This is a genomic window from Archangium sp. (genome assembly GCF_036388035.1).
Taxonomy (GTDB): domain Bacteria; phylum Myxococcota; class Myxococcia; order Myxococcales; family Myxococcaceae; genus Archangium.
This window is the reverse complement of sequence record NZ_DASVSO010001036.1, coordinates 20,508-36,884: the sequence shown is the minus strand read 5'-3', so window position 1 is coordinate 36,884 and position 16,377 is coordinate 20,508. Positions and strand designations below refer to the sequence as shown.

Annotated in this window: 16 protein-coding genes; 13 read left to right on the top strand and 3 right to left on the bottom strand. The window is 69.8% G+C overall.

What is annotated here, in order from left to right:
• On the top strand, positions 1-320 hold a 320-nt coding region (locus VF697_RS42645), incomplete at its 5' end, for a DUF2381 family protein (RefSeq protein ID WP_331104412.1).
• A 1,071-nt stretch (positions 321-1,391) separates the two neighbouring features.
• Entirely contained in the window at positions 1,392-1,529 is a 138-nt protein-coding gene (locus tag VF697_RS42640) for a hypothetical protein (protein ID WP_331104411.1), read from the top strand.
• Between the two features lie 28 nt (positions 1,530-1,557).
• Here VF697_RS42640 and astB read toward each other — a convergent pair whose 3' ends face one another.
• Positions 1,558-2,886, bottom strand: a complete 1,329-nt coding sequence (astB, locus tag VF697_RS42635) for an N-succinylarginine dihydrolase (RefSeq protein ID WP_331104409.1) — start codon at positions 2,884-2,886, stop codon at positions 1,558-1,560.
• 17 nt (positions 2,887-2,903) lie between these two features.
• Here astB and VF697_RS42630 point away from each other — a divergent pair, with 17 nt between their 5' ends.
• The 6 genes from VF697_RS42630 to VF697_RS42605 all read left to right on the top strand — a co-directional run bounded on the left by VF697_RS42630 (position 2,904) and on the right by VF697_RS42605 (position 8,578).
• The gene (locus VF697_RS42630; RefSeq protein WP_414641470.1) at positions 2,904-3,854 is read left to right on the top strand and encodes a lysophospholipid acyltransferase family protein; all 951 of its coding nucleotides are present in this window, start codon (positions 2,904-2,906) and stop codon (positions 3,852-3,854) included.
• A 14-nt stretch (positions 3,855-3,868) separates the two neighbouring features.
• Positions 3,869-4,408, top strand: coding sequence for a hypothetical protein (locus VF697_RS42625; protein ID WP_331104405.1), 540 nt, complete (start codon positions 3,869-3,871; stop codon positions 4,406-4,408).
• Positions 4,401-5,378 carry an LptA/OstA family protein gene (locus VF697_RS42620; protein WP_331104403.1) on the top strand — a complete coding sequence of 326 codons (978 nt, stop codon included), beginning with the start codon at positions 4,401-4,403 and terminating at the stop codon, positions 5,376-5,378. Before VF697_RS42625 ends, VF697_RS42620 begins: the two co-directional genes overlap by 8 nt.
• Positions 5,375-6,112 carry an LPS export ABC transporter ATP-binding protein gene (lptB, locus tag VF697_RS42615; protein ID WP_331104401.1) on the top strand — a complete coding sequence of 246 codons (738 nt, stop codon included), beginning with the start codon at positions 5,375-5,377 and terminating at the stop codon, positions 6,110-6,112. Before VF697_RS42620 ends, lptB begins: the two co-directional genes overlap by 4 nt.
• A 263-nt stretch (positions 6,113-6,375) precedes the next feature.
• Positions 6,376-7,893, top strand: a complete 1,518-nt coding sequence (gene rpoN, locus VF697_RS42610) for an RNA polymerase factor sigma-54 (RefSeq protein ID WP_331104399.1) — start codon at positions 6,376-6,378, stop codon at positions 7,891-7,893.
• A gap of 55 nt (positions 7,894-7,948) precedes the next feature.
• On the top strand, positions 7,949-8,578 hold the full coding sequence (locus VF697_RS42605) for a GNAT family N-acetyltransferase (protein ID WP_331104397.1): 630 nt from the start codon (positions 7,949-7,951) through the stop codon (positions 8,576-8,578).
• A gap of 7 nt (positions 8,579-8,585) precedes the next feature.
• On the opposite strand, the gene VF697_RS42600 is transcribed toward VF697_RS42605, so the two are convergent.
• Complete coding sequence (locus tag VF697_RS42600; RefSeq protein ID WP_331104394.1) at positions 8,586-9,686, bottom strand: glycosyltransferase; 1,101 nt, start codon at positions 9,684-9,686, stop codon at positions 8,586-8,588.
• A gap of 142 nt (positions 9,687-9,828) precedes the next feature.
• Between VF697_RS42600 and VF697_RS42595 the strand changes: the two genes are divergently transcribed.
• Both VF697_RS42595 and VF697_RS42590 read left to right on the top strand, forming a co-directional pair.
• Complete coding sequence (locus tag VF697_RS42595; RefSeq protein WP_331104392.1) at positions 9,829-10,602, top strand: hypothetical protein; 774 nt, start codon at positions 9,829-9,831, stop codon at positions 10,600-10,602.
• A 100-nt stretch (positions 10,603-10,702) separates the two neighbouring features.
• The gene (locus VF697_RS42590; protein ID WP_331104390.1) at positions 10,703-11,581 is read left to right on the top strand and encodes an SDR family oxidoreductase; all 879 of its coding nucleotides are present in this window, start codon (positions 10,703-10,705) and stop codon (positions 11,579-11,581) included.
• A 61-nt stretch (positions 11,582-11,642) separates the two neighbouring features.
• Here VF697_RS42590 and VF697_RS42585 read toward each other — a convergent pair whose 3' ends face one another.
• Positions 11,643-12,320, bottom strand: coding sequence for a DUF4142 domain-containing protein (locus VF697_RS42585; RefSeq protein WP_331104389.1), 678 nt, complete (start codon positions 12,318-12,320; stop codon positions 11,643-11,645).
• Positions 12,321-12,484: 164 nt separating this feature from the next.
• Between VF697_RS42585 and rpiA the strand changes: the two genes are divergently transcribed.
• The 3 genes from rpiA (at position 12,485) to VF697_RS42570 (ending at position 16,274) form a co-directional block, all read left to right on the top strand.
• Positions 12,485-13,201, top strand: a complete 717-nt coding sequence (rpiA, locus tag VF697_RS42580) for a ribose-5-phosphate isomerase RpiA (protein WP_331104387.1) — start codon at positions 12,485-12,487, stop codon at positions 13,199-13,201.
• A gap of 107 nt (positions 13,202-13,308) precedes the next feature.
• Positions 13,309-13,578: a GlsB/YeaQ/YmgE family stress response membrane protein gene (locus VF697_RS42575; RefSeq protein ID WP_331104385.1), complete on the top strand. Its 270-nt coding sequence runs from the start codon at positions 13,309-13,311 to the stop codon at positions 13,576-13,578.
• Between the two features lie 254 nt (positions 13,579-13,832).
• Positions 13,833-16,274, top strand: a complete 2,442-nt coding sequence (locus tag VF697_RS42570; RefSeq protein ID WP_331104383.1) for a PAS domain-containing protein — start codon at positions 13,833-13,835, stop codon at positions 16,272-16,274.
• Positions 16,275-16,377: the final 103 nt, after the last annotated feature.

Sequence of the window (16,377 nt, the reverse complement as noted above, 5' to 3'; positions counted from 1 at the left end):
CCTTCACCATGCAGGAAGTGGCGAGCTACCGCGCCACGGGCGGGGAGAGACTCGCTCCGGTGACGCGGCTGGCGGTGGAACTGGGCCTCACGAACCGGGGGACCCGACCCTGGACCCCCACGCACGCGCAAGTGGTGGGCCCGGGCGGACGGTGGGACGCACAGGTGTGGCCCAGGGAGGCCCTCGCTCCAGGCAGTGAGCTTCGTGTACTGGTGGAGGTGGAGTTGCCCGGAAGCATCGCCCCAGGCCCCTACCTGCTCAAGCTCTGGGATGAGAGCGGGACGCGGACGGCCACCCTCTCGGGCGTGACGTTTCCGTAGTGCGAGACGTTGTGGGCTTCGGGCGCTGAGCCTGGAACGCTACCCCGGAAGGCAGTACCAGGGATCCGAGGGGTCGTGCTGCCCACAGGTGAGCCCGGGCCCGCAGGTGGAGGGGTTTTGGGGAGCGCACGTCTTCCGGCATTCGTAGCGAATGCAAACGGCCCCCGCAGGACACGAAAAGTTCTTGTCACACAACTGACGGCATTCCGTCCGCACCTCCCAGGGGCGCTGGGGAGGTGCCATGACCCGGCAAAGCTGGTCCTTGGGACAGGGATTCTTCCGGCAATCCGGGCCCAACATCTGCCTGCAAATGGAGGCGCCGTTCTTGTATGGAAGGCATTGTTGGCCGTCAGGGCAGGGACGGCCCTCGCACGTAGGCAGGCAGGAGGGAGGGCCATCGCGCCCCTCGGAACAGGAGAAGCCGGCGGGGCAGCTCGAGGGTTCATCCAGCCGGCAGGGACGACCGCACCATCCCGCCTGACAGAGGAGACCCCGCGCGCAGCCGAGACGAAGGGAGCGCGCGAGCACGTCACACCGCTCCCCCTCCTTCCGGTCTCCCAAGAGCGAGCACCTGCGGACCAGGGCCTTTCCGCTCCGGGTCTTGACGGGAAGGCATGCGAAGCCCGTCGCGCAATCCTTGTCCTCCATGCATGTGCTGTCCGTGCAGTAGAAGCTCAGTTCGCTCTCGACGAACAAGCAGCCGAGGGGTGAGTCACAGTCCGCATCGGTGTCGCAGACCCGCTCATAGGTCTGCAGGGCCCTCCGTACATCCTCGGAGAGCACGGGAATCAGGTTCGTCTCCCGAGTTGTCGGCGTGGCTGGCTGCCACAGCGTCATGAAGACGAGCCCCACCAACGGAAGTGGGAGAAGGACACAGGGGAGGACGACCAGGAGCACGTGCCATTTCATGGGAGGCGTCACTCCTGCTGAGAATCCTCATCCTGAGAATCCTCATCCGTTTCTAGCTCCGACAGCGGGCATCCTTTAGGGCAGATGTTGGGGTGGCCGAAGCCCTCTCGATTGCAACGCTTCCTCCACTCCGATGTTTCGAGCGTGCACGTAGGTGGCTTGTTGAGCCCCATCAGGTCCCTGTGCAACGGCACTTCGACGCCACTGGACCGGGCCCAGGTGCTCCCGCAGCCCAACTCCATGGCCAATAGCAGCGTCAGCACCGGGACCCGTCGCGCCAAGGACTCCTCCAGCGTGTGAGAGCGGGAGGAGCCTACGCTCCCACGTCTCACTTCTGGAAGTCGTAGACGCTGCCCAGGTTGAGGATGCGCGTGAGCTCGTCGAGCGCCGTCATCGTCTCGCGGGCCAGCTGCGGATCCGCCAGGTCCTTGTTGGCGCGCAGGTCCTCGCGGTAGTGCCGCTTCACCCAGGTGGCGAGTGCCTCGTGCAGCTCCGGGGTGTAGAAGACGTTGGCCTTCACCGCGGCGCGCTCCGTGTCGGTGAGCCACACGCGCTGGCGCAGGCACGCCGGGCCGCCGCCGTTGTTCATCGACTGGCGCACGTCGAGGTAATAGACGCGCTTCACCGGGTTGTTCTCGGCCACCACGCGCTCCAGGAAGCGCCGCGCCGGCTCCGTCTCCCGCGCCTCCTCCGGCGCGACGATGGCCATGGTGCCGTCCGGCAGCGTCAGCACCTGCGAGTTGAACGGGTAGGCCTTCACCGCGTCGCGCGGGGGCAGCTCCTCGGCGGTGGCCAGTGCGTAGGTGAAGCCCTCGCCGAGCTTCTCGCGCAGCGTCTTCAGCAGCCCCTGGGGGTCCACGAAGGCCAGCTCGTGCAGCATGAGGAAGCTGCCGTTGCCCACCGCCATCACGTCCGTGTGGAAGGCGCCCGCGTCGATGCCCTCGGGGGCCTGCTGCGGCAGCAGCACCTGCGCCGGGTCCAACTTGTGGAGCCGCGCCAGCGCCTGGCTGGCCTCGAACGTCTGCCGGGCGGGGAAGCGGGTGGGGTGGCGCACGTCATCCCGCCACGCGCTCCGACCCCAGGCGAGCAGGTGCACGCCCTTGTGCCCGGGGGTGGAGAGCCGGGTGTGGTTGGCCGCGCCCTCGTCCGCGAAATGCCCGCCACCGGGCAGCGGGGCGTGGATGGCGAAGTGTTGCTCGTCCGCGAAGATGGAGCGCAGCACCGAGTGCGTCGTCTCCGCCTCCAGCGCCCGGTGGAACATCTGCTGGAGGTTGGCCGGCGTCAGGTGCATCCGCCCGTCCGCCGTGTCCTCCGAGGGCGCCCCCGTGGCCGCGTTCGCCGTCCACATGGCGGCGGAGCTGGAGGTGAGCCGCAGCAGGTGCTCGGCCTCGCGCCCGGCCCGGGTGATGACCTCCTCGTCCGTGCCGGTGAAGCCCAGGGCGCGCAGTGCCTTCAGCGAGGGCCTCGGCTGGGGCGGCAGCACGGCCTGGCCCACCCCGAGGCCCGCCACGAAGCGCATCTTCTCCAGGCCCTGGAGGGCGGCTTCGCGGGGGTGGCTCACCTCGCCCCCGTGGATGGTGGACGCCAGGTTGCCGGGCGAGAGACCGCCGTAATTGTGGGTGGGACCGACGATGCCGTCGAAGTTGTATTCGCGCATGGGATATGGAAACGCTCGTGGAGCGCCCTCCCTTAGCAAAGCGTCTCAAGCGTTTCCTCCGCTACCTGCTCGTCCGTGCGGCACTGGCCATCGTCGGCGGCCTGCCGCTGGGGCTTGCCCGGGGGTTGGGGGCCGGTTTCGGCCGGTTCGCCTTCGCCGTGGCCGGTGGGGAGCGCCGTAAGGCCTTGAAGTCCCTGGCCCGGGCCTTCCCGGAGAAGTCCGACGCGGAGCGGCATGCCCTGGCCCGCGCCTCCTTCCGCCACCTGGGCATGGCCGCCTTCGAGGTGGGGGCCACCGCCGCCATGGACCGGCAGCTCGAGCGCCTGGTGCACTGGTCGCCGGAGGACCGGGGCGTCCTGGACGCGGCGCTCGCCCGAGGCAAGGGCGTCGTCTTCATCTCCGGCCATGTGGGCAACTGGGAGTTGCTGGCCCGGCGGGTGGCGCGGGCGGGCTACCCCAGCCAGAGCATCGCCAAGGAGACCACCGACCCGAGGCTCACCGCGCTCGTCGAGCGCTTCCGGGCCCTCGGCGGGGTGCGCAGCATCTGGCGCGGCCAGGAGGGGGCGGCGCGGGCCATGCTGCGCGCCCTCAAGTCCGGGGAGATCCTCGGGCTGCTCATCGACCAGGACACGAAGGTGCAGTCCCTCTTCGTGCCCTTCTTCGGAGAGCTGGCGGCCACGCCCCGGGCGGCGGCGGACCTGGCGCTGCGCACGGGCGCGGCGGTGGTGGTGGGCTTCTGCCAGCGCGAGGGCGACGGCTACCGGTTGTGGATGGAGGAGGTGCCCTGGCGGGCGAGCGAGGACCGCGAGGCCGATGCCCTGGCCCTCACGGCCGCTCTCTCGCAGAGGATAGAGGCGGCCATCCGCCGGGCCCCGGAGCAATGGGTGTGGATGCACCAGCGTTGGAAGACGCGCCCTCCCGAGCCGGCGGGCGTGCTCGCGGCAGGAGCGCCTCCACCGACCCAGTGATAGAGAGTGGCCCCGTGCCTCGTTCCCTTCTTCCAGCCAGCCTCCTCGCCCTCCTGGCGGCCTGCACGCCGAATCCGGTGCCCGGCGGTGCCTCCGAGCCGCCCGCCGTGGTGATGCAGGGGGTGCAGCTGCGCTCGTACGAGGGCAGCACCCTGGCCATGACGGGGCAGGCCGAGCAGGCGACCTACCACCGCACGGGCGACCTCAGCGCCACCCAGGCCACCCTGCGCGTGCTGGACAAGCACCCGGGGCAGGGCGGGTCGGGCGACACGACGGTGCGCGCGCGGCTCATGGAGGGCAACCTGGGCACGCAGCGGATGGTGGCCTCGGGCGACGTGGAGGTGCGTACCTCCTCCGGGGTGGTGGCGCGCACGCCCCGGGCCACCTATGACGGGGCCGAACAGTCCGTGCGGGGCACCGAGGGCGTGCAGGTGAAGGGGCCGGACTATCGCCTCACGGCGGACACCTACTGGGTGTCCCTGCCCGACGGGCGCTACACCTTCGAGGGCTCGGAGCAGTCGGTGCAGACCGTCCTGGGAGCCACGCGTGATTGAGTACCTCGTGATGGCCTTCTTCGCGGGCCAGCCGGTGAAGCCGGCCGCGGGCGCCCCCGACGCGGGGGCTCGCCCCTCCACCCAGTCGCGGGCCCCCCAGCTGAGCGCCCCGGTGGAGATCTCCTCCAAGCTGGTGTCTGGCTCGCGCAGCCAGGCCAACTTCACGGGCAACGTGGTGGTGAAGCACCGGACGATGGACCTGCGGTGCGACGAGATGATCGCCCACTACAACGGCCCGCGCGAGGTGACGCGGGTGGAGTGCGTGGGCAACGTGCGCGCGGTGGACGGCGAGCGCACCGCCCAGGGCGAGCGGGCCGACTTCGACGTGCCCGCCGGGGTGCTGGTGGTGACGGGCAACCCCGAGGCGAGGGATGCGAAGACGCGCCTCCGGGGCTCCCAGGTGCGCCTGACGCTGGGCACCCGGAACTACGAGGTGGAGAACGCCGTCGTCACCGCCGATGCGGCCCCTCTGGCGCAGCGGCGCAAGGGCGGTGGCAGGGAGTCCCCCGCGCCGTCCACCCCGGCGGAGATCTCCGCCCGGCGGGTCTCCGGCACGCCCTCCCAGGCCGTCTTCACGGGCGACGTGGTGGTGAAGCACCGGACGATGGACCTGCGGTGCGACAAGATGATCGCCTCCTACAACAGCGCCGGTGAGGTGACGCGCTCGGACTGTGTGGGCAATGTGCGCGCGGTGGACGGCGTGCGGACGGCAAAAGGAGAGCGGGCCGAATTCAACGTACCCACCGGGGTGTTGGTGCTGACGGGCAACCCCGAGGCGCGCGATCCCACGACGCACCTGCGGGGCACCAGGGTGCGCATGACGCTGGGCAACGAGAATTTCGAGGTGGAGAACGCCGTCATCACCGTCGAGACGGCCCCGCTCCGCGAGCAGCAGCGCAAGGGCGAGGGGAAGGGCAACCCGGGCAGTGCACCGGGCAACACGAAGAGCGGGGGTACGAAGCAACCATGAGCGGGCGGTTGTGGGCCGAGGGCCTGGAGAAGACCTTCCGGCGGCGCCAGGTGGTCCGAGGTGTGTCCTTCCACGTCGCCCAGGGCGAGGTGGTGGGGCTGCTCGGTCCCAATGGCGCGGGCAAGACGACCAGCTTCAACATGGTGGTGGGCCTGGTGCGGCCCGACGCCGGCCGGGTGCGCGTGGAGGGGGAGGATCTCACCCACCTGCCCATGCACCGACGCTCCCGCCGCGGCCTGGGCTACCTCCCCCAGGAGGCCTCCATCTTCCGCAAGCTCACCGTGCGCCAGAACTTCCTGGCCGTGCTGGAACTGCAGAAGGGCCTGGACGTGGCCGCCCGCGAGCGGCGTGCCAGCGAGCTGCTGGAGGAGTTCGGCCTGGGCCATGTGGCCGACTCGCTCGGCGAGACGCTCTCCGGGGGCGAGCGCCGCCGCGCCGAGATTGCTCGCTCGCTCATCCCCAACCCCCGCTTCATCCTCTTCGACGAGCCCTTCGCCGGCGTGGACCCCATCAACGTGGGGGACCTCCAGCGGCAGATCGCCCACCTGAAGTCGCGCGGGCTGGGCGTCCTCATCACCGACCACAACGTCCAGGACACCCTGGGCATCTGCGACCGCGCCTACATCATCGCACAGGGTCAAATCCTGGAAGAGGGCACGCCGGAGCAGATTGCGGCCTCGGCCCGGGCGCGCGCGGTGTACCTCGGTGAGCGATTCCGCTTGCAGTCGGTTTGAAGCCCGAGAAACCGGCCCTAGATTGCGTCCGGGGAAGGGCCCTCGCCCCCCGGGACTGTCCCCGTCCACGTCCATTGTTGAACGTCTCCGGTGCGGGTGAGGCTGTGTAAGCCTTTGGAATAAAAGAAGAAATTCACACAATGCAAAGTGCAGGCCGGACTCTCGGACACTGGACGAAGTCAGAGGCCCTTGTTACTTTGGCACGGTCCTTGATGGCGGGTTGGCCGTCGAGGGGATTGTTGATCTGGTCGGGAGACCTCCGAATGGCGATGGAACTCAAGCAGAGCCTGAAGCTGTCGCAGCAGCTGGTGATGACGCCCCAGCTGCAGCAGGCCATCAAGCTGCTGCAACTCTCCCGGATGGAGCTGCTGGAGCAGGTCCGGGAGGAGATGGACCAGAACCCGCTGCTGGAGCAGCCGGACGAGACGCCCTTTGGCGACACTGCGGGCAAGGAGCCGGGCGAGGCCTCGATGGAGGCGGCGAACACCGAGATTCCCCCCGACATCGCGGACAACCGCACGCCGGACGCGGCGCCGGAGTTCAAGGCCGATGGGGATGGGCCGCCGGAGATCGACTGGGAGGCCTACCTCAACAGCTACCAGTTCAACGAGCCGACGACCGCCTCCAACAAGGGCAACGTGTCCACCGAGGACATGCCCTCCTTTGAGGCCAACCTCGTGGAGAAGGAGGACCTGGTCGACCACCTCCAGGAGCAGCTCGGCACGCTGCGGCTCAACGAGGCCGAGCGGCGCGTGGGCATGCTCATCCTCGGCAACCTGAACCACGACGGGTACCTGACGCTGGACGACGTGGAGGGAGACCCGCTCATCCGCCTGGCCAACGAGGCGGACGTGCCCATGTCGGTGGCCGAACGCACGCTGCGCCGCATCCAGAACCTGGAGCCCAAGGGCTGCGCCGCGCGGGACCTGCAGGAGTGCCTGCTCATCCAGGTGGCCGCGCTCAAGGACAAGCACGCGTCGCTGCTGGGCCTCATCATCAAGCGCCACATGAAGTACCTCGAGAGCAAGAACCTTCCGGCCATCGCGAAGGACTTGAAGGTGACGCTCGAGGAGGTGGTGGAGGCGTCCAAGCTGCTGCCGAAGCTGGACCCGAAGCCGGGCCGCAACTTCAGCGGGGACGACGCGCAGTACATCACCCCCGACGTGTTCGTCTACAAGCTGAGCGAGGACGACTACACGGTGGTGCTCAACGACGATGGCCTGTCCAAGCTGCGCATCTCGGGCATGTACCGCAACGCGCTGAAGACGGGCGGGGTGGGGCCGGGGCAGACGAAGGAGTTCATCCAGGAGAAGCTGCGCAGCGCGCAGTGGCTCATCCGCTCCATCCACCAGCGCCAGCGCACCATCTACAAGGTCACCGAGAGCATCGTGAAGTTCCAGAAGGACTTCCTGGACAAGGGCATCGCCCACCTCAAGCCGCTCATCCTCCGGGACGTGGCCGAGGACATCGGCATGCACGAGTCCACGGTGTCGCGCGTGACGACGAGCAAGTACGTGCACACCCCGCAGGGCATCTTCGAGCTGAAGTACTTCTTCAACTCGTCCATTGCCCGCGTGTCCGGCGAGGACACGGCGAGCGAGGCGGTGAAGCACCACATCAAGCAGCTCGTGTCGCAGGAAGACCCGCGCAACCCATACTCGGACCAGAAGATCGTCGAGCTGCTCAAGGCGCAGGGCACGGAGATCGCCCGGCGCACGGTGGCCAAGTACCGCGAGGTGCTCAACATCCTCCCGAGCAGCAAGCGCAAGCGCTACTTCTGAGCGCGGGTGGACTCAGGTTGCAAACTCCGGGGAAGGGGCTACACCCCGGAGTCCCATGAGCACCGAGAACGACCCCGTCCTCTACCGTGAGCCCACGCCCCTCCTCGTGTCTCCCGTGGCGCTGGAGGGGCGCGCGGTGCGCCTGGAGCCGCTGGCCTTGAGCCACGCGCCCGCGCTCGCCGCCGTGGTCGAGCCCGACATCTTCGAGCATTTCAACGTCGTGCTGCGCACGCCCCAGGACGTGGAGGCGTACATCTCCGACGCGCTGGAGGCGGCCGAGCGCGGGGTGGAGCGTCCCTTCGTCATCCTCGACAAGGAGACGGGCACGCCCGTGGGCAGCACGCGCTACCTGGACATCCAGCGCAAGCACCGCACCCTGGAGATTGGCAGCACGTGGTTGGCCAGGCGGGTGTGGCGCTCGCGGGTGAACACCGAGTGCAAGTACCTGCTGCTGCGCCACGCCTTCGAGGAGCTGAAGGTGATGCGGGTGCAGCTCAAGACGGACCGGCGCAACGTGCGCTCGCGGGCGGCCATCGAGCGCATCGGCGGGCGCTTCGAGGGCATCCTCCGCCACCACATGCTGGTGCGCGGCGGGGTGGTGCGCGACTCGGCGTACTACGGCTTCGTCGACACCGAGTGGCCCGAGGTGAAGGCCCGGCTGGAGCAGAAGCTGGCCGAGCGCTGAGCCCGCTTCAGGGCCGCATCGCGCGCTCCAGCGCGTCCTCCAGCACGCGCACTCGGACGGAGGGAAGGTAGAGCGCCTCCGCGCGCTGGCGGCCAGCGCTTCCCAGGGCCCGCCGCTGCTCGGGGTGCGCCACCCACCGCGCGAGCACCTCGGCGACCGCGTCCGCATGGGGCGGCACCCGGGCGCCACAGCTCTCATCGACGATCTCCCGGGCCCCACCCATGTCCGTCGTCAGCACGGGCAGGCTCGCGAGCATGGCCTCGACGAAGACGATGCCGAAGGGCTCGGGCCCGAGGTTGGGCTGGCAGAAGATGTCGGCCGCGGTGAGCAGCCTCGGGACGTCGGAGCGCTGGCCAAGGAAGCGCACCCGCTCGGACAGTCCCCGCGCGTCCGCTTGCGTCCGCAGGCGGGCCAGCAGGGCCTGCTCCTCGGGGCGTTGAGCGCCGCCCACCACCCAGCAGGCCCAGTCCTGCTCGCGAGGCAATCGCGAGAGCGCCTCCAGCAGCAGCTCCTGACCCTTCCATGCCTCCAGGCGGCTCACCTGGATGACGACCGGGGTGCCCTCGGCCACGGCCAGCTCCTGGCGCACGGCGAGCCGCACCCCGGGCTCCACTGGCGTCCGGTCCTCGACGGGGCAGCCGGTGACGAGCGGCGTGAGTCCGGGCAGCAGGGTGGACGCGGACGCGGCCGTGAAGCCCGAGTTGGCCAGGAGCGCGTCCGGTGGGAGCCACGTCAGCAGGCGATCCAACGCGAAGCCGGGCGCGAGTGGGCCGTGCAGGAAGAGGGCCTGTCGCTGGCCGAGCAGCGCCGGGGCCGCGGCGGCCTTCAGCCACGTGGAGTGGGAGAGCACCAGGTCCGGACGCCACGAAGACACGAGCCGGCGCAGCCGGAGCTGAGGGCCCACGAGCGTCCACGGCCGTCCCAGCCGCGCCGGGCCGAGCACCTCCACGGAGGCTCCCGCCGCTCGCAGCTCCGAGGCCAGCCGGCCCTCGAAGAAGAGCGCGAAGCGGTGCTCCAGCCGCCGGGGGGACTTCGCCAGCGTGACGAGGAAGGTCTCCACGCCTCCATAGAGGTTTCCCGCCGCCATATGGAGAACACGGCCAGCCACATTGCCTCCTCGGTGTCGGTGGAGCATCCGCTCTCCGATGTTGGCCTCGCGCGGCGGGCCCATCAAGGCCTGGATGCCCGGCGACCGGGAGAGCCGGTGCCGCGAACCGAGCCATCCCCGGAGGCGGTGGTAGGGTGCCCCGATGGCTTCCGCTTCGTCTCTCCGCTGCGCTGTGGGCGCGCTCGCCACGCTGGGGCTCCTCGCTGGCTGTGGCCGCACCGTGGCCGAGCCCGTCACCCTCGCCGACCTCGAGGGCCGCTCCCTCCAGCTCACCCTCACGGACGTGGACTCGCTGGAGCGGGACTCGACCGTGGGCGCCCACCGCGTCACCGTGGTGTTCTCCGCGGGCTCCACCTGTGCCCGGCTCGCCGAGGGCGTCACCGCCACCTTGAATGGCCAGCCCATGAAGCTCGAGCCCGGAGGCGTCCCCGACACCGGCGTCGGCGGACGCGAGGTGTGCGAGCCCCCGCGCGCCACCTTCGACTTCGACCCCGCGCAGTGGCGCGACGAGCCCACCGAGGACCTCCGCGTCATCCTCCAGGACGCCACCCACTCCGTGCTGCTCGTCCTCCACGACGCCAAGGCCAAGCGGAGCTTCCTGCGCTCCAGTGGCGCGCCCGACACGCTGCGGCGCGGGCAGACCTATACCTATGTGTGGCTCCCCGAGTCCGACACGCTCCAGGGCACTGTCGAGGCCAGCCTCATTCCCATCAATGGCCGCCCCGCGGCCGCGCTCCCCGTGCGGCAGGAGGGCAACTCGGCCCAGGTGGAGGTGCCCGGTGGCACCGTCGAGAGCAAGTACATCCTGCGCCTGAGCGGCACCGCGCCGGCCGAGGTGCTCACCTGCACCGGCGTGGCGCGCTGCACCGGGGGCCTGTTCCACTCCGAGGATGTCGAGGTCTCGGTCACTCCCTGAAGTCGCCCGCCTTGCCGCCGAGGGCTCCCTCCTCGCTGGTTGCCGTGCGTCGGTGTCCTCCCCACCCTGGGCAGGGTAGGCAACCGGAGGACACCCATCCATGGCCCAGAAGAATCCGCGCGAAGCAGGACCCAAGCCCCCTCTGCCCGGACAGGAGCAGTCCGCACCTGGCCTCGAAACGCAGATGACGCCCGAGCCGGACTACGGCCTCGACTCCTACAAGGGGCTCGGCCGGCTGAAGGGCAGGGTGGCACTCGTCACCGGTGGAGACAGTGGCATCGGCCGCGCTGTGTGCCTCGCCTTCGCCCGCGAGGGCGCCGACGTGGCCTTCGGCTACCTCAATGAGGATCCGGACGCCGAGGTGACCCGGCGCGTGGTGGAGGACTCCGGCCACCAGGTCATCTCCTTCAAGGGGGATCTCACCGACGAGAGCGTCTGCCGCAGGCTCATCGAGGACACGGTGAAGCGCTTCGGCCGCATCGACGTGCTCGTCAACAACGCGGCCTGGCAGGGCAAGAGCGTGGAGAAGTTCGAGGAGCTCACGGCCGAGCGCATCGAGCGCACCTTCCGCACCAACATCCTCGCGATGTTCCACCTGGTGCGCTACGCGCTGCCGCACATGAAGCCCGGGGCTTCCATCATCAACGTGGCCTCCATCCAGGCCTACCAGCCCAATCCAGGCATCCTCGACTACGCGTGCACCAAGGGCGCCATCGTCACCTTCACCAAGGGGCTGGCGCAGGAGCTCATCGAGCGCGGCATCCGCGTCAATTCCGTGGCCCCAGGGCCCGTGTGGACGCCGCTCATCCCCCAGTCCTTCGACGCCGAGAAGGTGAAGAACTTCGGCAAGAGCTCGCCCATGGGTCGGCCCGCGCAGCCGGTGGAACTCGCGCCCTCGTTCGTGTTCCTCGCCTCGGACGAGTCGCGCTACGTCAACGGGGAGATCCTCGGCGTCACCGGCGGTCAGGTGCTCGCCTGAGGTAGGGCGCTCGGACGTGGAGCGGCGCCGTGGGCCTGGGCTCACGGCGCCGTCAACGCGCTCACGGCTGCGTCGAGTCGAGCGCCTTCACCATCGACTGGGCCTCGTTCTGGTGGCGCTGGAGCACGGGCACGAGTCGCCCGAGGAGCACGGAGAAGGCGGTGTCCTCACGGAACCTGCTCAGGCCCGTGTTGACGAGCTTCTGGCCCTGCTTCTGGTAGCTCGACACCTGCTCGAGGAAGGCCCTGTCGAAGTCCCGGCCCTGGAGCTGCGACAGCTGGCTGCGCAGCGTGGTGAAGGCGTTCACCTGCTGGAGGTACGCGTCCTGGTACTTCACGGTGCGCTCCTCCAGCTCCCCCCCAGCGGCTCCGTCCACGGGGCCCGAGCCTCCCATGGCCATGTCCGCCGCGCCGAGGTCCACCAGGGCCAGGTTCAGCGTGTTGGCCTCGGCGAAGGTCTGGAGGCTCTGGAGGTGCTGCTGGTGCTCTTGGATCAGCCGCTGCGCGAAGGCGCGCACGCTGGGGTCCTTGGACTGCTCCAGCGCGAGCTTGCCCAGGGCGATCTGCGTCTGGTCCAGGAAGGCCACCTGCTGGGTGAAGCCGATCTGATCCTCGGAGGCTTCTCCCAACCGCACGCCTTCGTGCTGCTCCTGCTTCGTGCCCGTGTCCCGCGCCCAGGCCGCTCCGCAGCTCAGGGCCACGCCCAGACTGATTCCCCACAGGTGCCGCCGCATCCTCATGTCTCGACTCCTCCTGAATCCTCCAAAGCTGGAGCGCGGCACCAGGGCCCACAAGCACGGGGCAGGTGGCTCGGCTTCCAGTACGCGGGGGTCCGGTCGCCTCCCAGCCCGCTTTCGGACTCCCACGCACATGCCTGCGCACCCCACGCGGGGTGCACACCCTCATGGACGAGATGTCCACGTCCGAGGAGGGTGACGTCGTCCGCTTCAAGCGTCTGGCCGCCGAGCGCGCGGTGGACGCCATCCAACCGGGCATGGTGGTGGGGCTCGGCACGGGCAGCACCGCGGCCTTCGTGGTGCGCCGGCTGGCGGCCCTGCGCGCGGAGGGGAAGCTGACCGACGTGGTGGGCGTGCCCACGTCGGTGGAGACGGAGGCCCTGGCGCGCTCGTTGGGAGTGCCCCTCACCACCCTGGAGGAGCACCCGGTGGTGGACCTCACCATCGACGGGGCGGACGAGGTGGATCCGGCGCTGCGCCTCATCAAAGGAGGGGGAGGGGCGCTGCTGCGGGAGAAGATCGTCGCCGAGGCGAGCCGGCGGGAGCTCATCGTGGTGGACGTGGGCAAGCTGTCGCCCCGGTTGGGGACGCGCTGGCCGGTGCCGGTGGAGGTGCTGCCCTTTGGTTGGCGCTCGCAGGCGCTCTTCCTGGAGGGGCTGGGGGCGCGCATCACCCGGCGCGAGGGCCGCGACGGCTCGCCCTATCGGACCGACCAGGGCAACTTCATCCTCGACTGCGCCTTCGGACCCCTCAAGCACCCGGAGGAGCTGGCCGTGCGGCTGGATGCGCGAGCCGGCATCATGGCGCATGGGCTGTTCATCGGTCTGACCTCCGAGCTGCTGATCGCTGGACCGACGGGCGTGGAGTCCCGCCGCTCCTCCTGAGGGCTCGGGCGGGCGGACGATGCGGCGCTCCCCTGCCTGCCCGTTCCTCGGTGCCTGTAATTCGGGTGCTTACCTCTGGGGGAGTCCCACTTGGGGGGGTACTTCACATGAGCATTGAAACACTCGTCGTCTGGCTCGTCGTGGGTCTCATCGCGGGTTGGCTCGCCTCGGCGGTGGTGGGGGGCGGCTACGGCCTCGTCGGAGACATCGTCATCGGTATCGTCGGCGCGTTTCTGGGTGGCTGGCTCTTCCGGGCGCTCGGCGTAGGCGCACCTGGAAGCGGCATCGTCTCCACCATCATCGTCGCCTTCGTAGGCGCGTGCGTCTTGCTCCTCATCCTACGAGCCCTGCACCGCACGCGATACCGGGCGACATGAGCTGAAACCCGGCCTTTCCTCTCCCCACCGCGGGTGGGGAGGGGCGCAGGCCCGGAGTGCGTCACCCGGGAGGGTGCTGCTCGAGGAGGGCGGCCTGTCCTTGCTGGCGCTCCCCCCTTCTGGACGTCCAGAAGTGAAGTGTGCGGACGTGCGCTGCTTCTGGACATCCCGAAGGAATGTTCACCAGGGTCGTAACAGAGGGAGTGACGCTGGCCGGTGGCGAGCCGCGTTCGCACCCTGAGTGCCCAGTCCGTATGCCCAAGGTTGCAGATTTTATCGAGAACCACCGGGCGTCACTCGTCGAGCGCTTCGTCCAGGAGGCGGGCAAGCTGGAGTCCGCCAGGGGGCTCAAGCGCTACGAGCTCATCGACAACCTGCCCGAGTACCTCGCGACGCTGGCCACCCTCGGTCGCGAAGGCGACCGGGGAGCGCTGGCGAAGACGAAGAAGCGCCTGCAGGAGACGCACATCGCCCTGCGCCTGCGGCACGGCTACCACCAGGAGGATGCGACGAGCGAGTACGTCCTCCTGGGGCGCCTCATCTCCTCGCTGTGGGAGGCGCTTCCGCGCGAGGAGCAACCCACGGCCGAGGACACGGGGCTTCTCTTCGCGCAGCTCCAGGACGCGTTGGACCAGGTGGTCGTCACGTTCAGCGGCTACTCCCTGGAGGATCGGCAGCGCGAGAAGCGCACCCTGCGGCGCCTGGACGCGCTCGCACCGGAGTCGCTGGGGCGCGCGGAAAACCCCGTGGCCCTGCGCGAGCGCCTCATGCCCCTGGTGGAAGTCATCCAGGAGGCCCTGGGCGCGGACGGGGCGGAGCTGCTGCTGGTGGACGTCAGCGGGACGCGGCTGGAGTCCGTCGCGGTCACCGGGGTCTGCCCTCCACCCCCGGCGGAGGCCTCGGTGCCGCTGGACGCGCCTTCCTTCCTCGCCGAGGTGGCGAAGTCCGAGGAGCCCCTCTACCTGCCGGATGCGGTGCCCGCGCGCGGGGCCATCCGGGACGAGGTGGGGGCCAGCGGCCTGCACTCGCTGCTGGGCCTGCGGCTGTGGCCCCATGGCAAGTTGCTGGGCGTCCTCTGGGTCGGGGTGAAGCAGACGCGCAGCTTCGAGCCCCAGGCCTGGCGCTACCTGGAGACGCTGGTGGAGCACCTCGCCGGCATCCTCGACCGGGCCCTCCTCTTCGAGGAGCTTCGCGAGGCCAATACGCAGCTGAGGGCGCAGCAGGAGCTGCTCACCGCCGTGCTCGAGCAGATGCCGACGGCCGTCTTCCTCGCGGAGGCCCCGAGCGGCAAGCTCATCTATGGCAACCGGCAGGTGGCCGAGACCCTGGGCCACCCCTTCCGCGCCGCCTCGGACATGAGCGAGTACGGCCAGTACGCCGTCCACCACCCGGATGGGCGGCCCTTCGCTCCGGAGGAGTACCCCATGGTGCGTGCCATCCAGAAGGGGGAGCGCGTCGAGCGGGAGGAGGTACATTACAAACGTGGGGATGGGACGTGGAGCGTCCTGCACCTGTCCGCGGCGCCCATCCGCGACAGCCAGGGGCGCATCATCCTGGGCGTGGTGTCGGTGGGGGACCTGACGGAGCAGAAGCGAGCGGAGGAGGCGCTGGCGCAGATGGACGCCCTGGTGGCCGGCGCGCCCATTCCCGTGGCCCTGCTCGACACCGACCTGCGCTACGTGCGCCTCAACGAGGCGATGGCCACCGCCAACGGCCTGCCCGTGCAGGCGCACCTGGGACGGACGGTGGACGAGGTCATCCCGGACAGGGCGGGCCTCATCGCGCCCCTGTTGCGGCAGGTGCTGGCCACGGGGGAGGCGCTGCGGGGCGTCGAGTTCACCGACATCACGGCCAGCGCGCCGGGTGTCTCCCACCACTGGCTGGCGGACTTCTTTCCGGTGCGCATGCCACGGGGCCGGGTGCTCGGGCTGGGCTGCATCGTCATGGACATCACCGAGCGCAAGCAGCAGGAGGAGAAGGTGCGCCAGGCCGCGGAGTTTCGCGAGCGCTTCCTGGGCATCGTCAGCCATGACCTGCGCAATCCGCTCAACGTCATCCTGATGTCCGCGCAGGGCCTCCTGCGCGAGGCGGGACTTTCGGAGCGCGCCACCCGTTCCGCCCAGCGCATCGCCACCAGTGCCGAGCGGATGGGGCGGATGATCGCGGACCTGCTCGACTTCACACGGGGGCGGCTGGGAGGCGGGATTCCCATCACCCTCCGCTCCACGCACCTGGGGCAGCTCTGCCGCCGCCTCCTCGACGAGATGAAGGCGCTCCACCCGACGCGAGAGCTGGTGCTGCGTGAGGACGGCGACCTCCACGCGGAGGTGGACCCGGACAGGGTGGCCCAGCTCGTCGGCAACCTGGTGAAGAACGCCCTGGACTACAGCCCCGCGGGCACGCCCGTGACGCTCTCGCTCCACGGCGAGGAGAAGTTCGTCCGCCTGGAGGTGCACAACCACGGGCCCCCCGTTCCGGCGGAGGTGCTGCCCGTCCTCTTCGAGCCCTTCCGCCGCGGAAGGCAGGGAGAGAAGTCCTCACACTCCGGGCTGGGGCTGGGCCTCTTCATCGTCCAGCAGATCGTCGCCTCGCACGGCAGCACGGTCGAGGCGCGCTCGACGCAGGAGGAGGGGACGACGTTCATCGTCCGCCTGCCGCGAGTGTCGGAGGCGGCCGGGCCGGTGGCTCCCGTGTAGGTGGGCGCATCCACTCCCACGGCACCTTTGCCCCATGGCGGGAGCGTCCGTGTCAGACGGACAGGCTCTTCTAAGGGGTGGCGGCCCGCGCGGGGACAGCCGT

Excerpts from the sequence above, each read along its gene's own strand:
- VF697_RS42590 (WP_331104390.1), top strand. The coding sequence starts at position 10,703 with ATGGCCCAGAAGAATCCGCGCGAAGCAGGACCCAAGCCCCCTCTGCCC.
- VF697_RS42575 (WP_331104385.1), top strand. The coding sequence starts at position 13,309 with ATGAGCATTGAAACACTCGTCGTCTGGCTCGTCGTGGGTCTCATCGCG.
- VF697_RS42585 (WP_331104389.1), bottom strand. The coding sequence starts at position 12,320 with ATGAGGATGCGGCGGCACCTGTGGGGAATCAGTCTGGGCGTGGCCCTG.
- rpoN (WP_331104399.1), top strand. The coding sequence starts at position 6,376 with ATGGCGATGGAACTCAAGCAGAGCCTGAAGCTGTCGCAGCAGCTGGTG.
- VF697_RS42605 (WP_331104397.1), top strand. The coding sequence starts at position 7,949 with ATGAGCACCGAGAACGACCCCGTCCTCTACCGTGAGCCCACGCCCCTC.
- VF697_RS42570 (WP_331104383.1), top strand. The coding sequence starts at position 13,833 with ATGCCCAAGGTTGCAGATTTTATCGAGAACCACCGGGCGTCACTCGTC.
- lptB (WP_331104401.1), top strand. The coding sequence starts at position 5,375 with ATGAGCGGGCGGTTGTGGGCCGAGGGCCTGGAGAAGACCTTCCGGCGG.
- astB (WP_331104409.1), bottom strand. The coding sequence starts at position 2,886 with ATGCGCGAATACAACTTCGACGGCATCGTCGGTCCCACCCACAATTAC.
- rpiA (WP_331104387.1), top strand. The coding sequence starts at position 12,485 with ATGGACGAGATGTCCACGTCCGAGGAGGGTGACGTCGTCCGCTTCAAG.
- VF697_RS42595 (WP_331104392.1), top strand. The coding sequence starts at position 9,829 with ATGGCTTCCGCTTCGTCTCTCCGCTGCGCTGTGGGCGCGCTCGCCACG.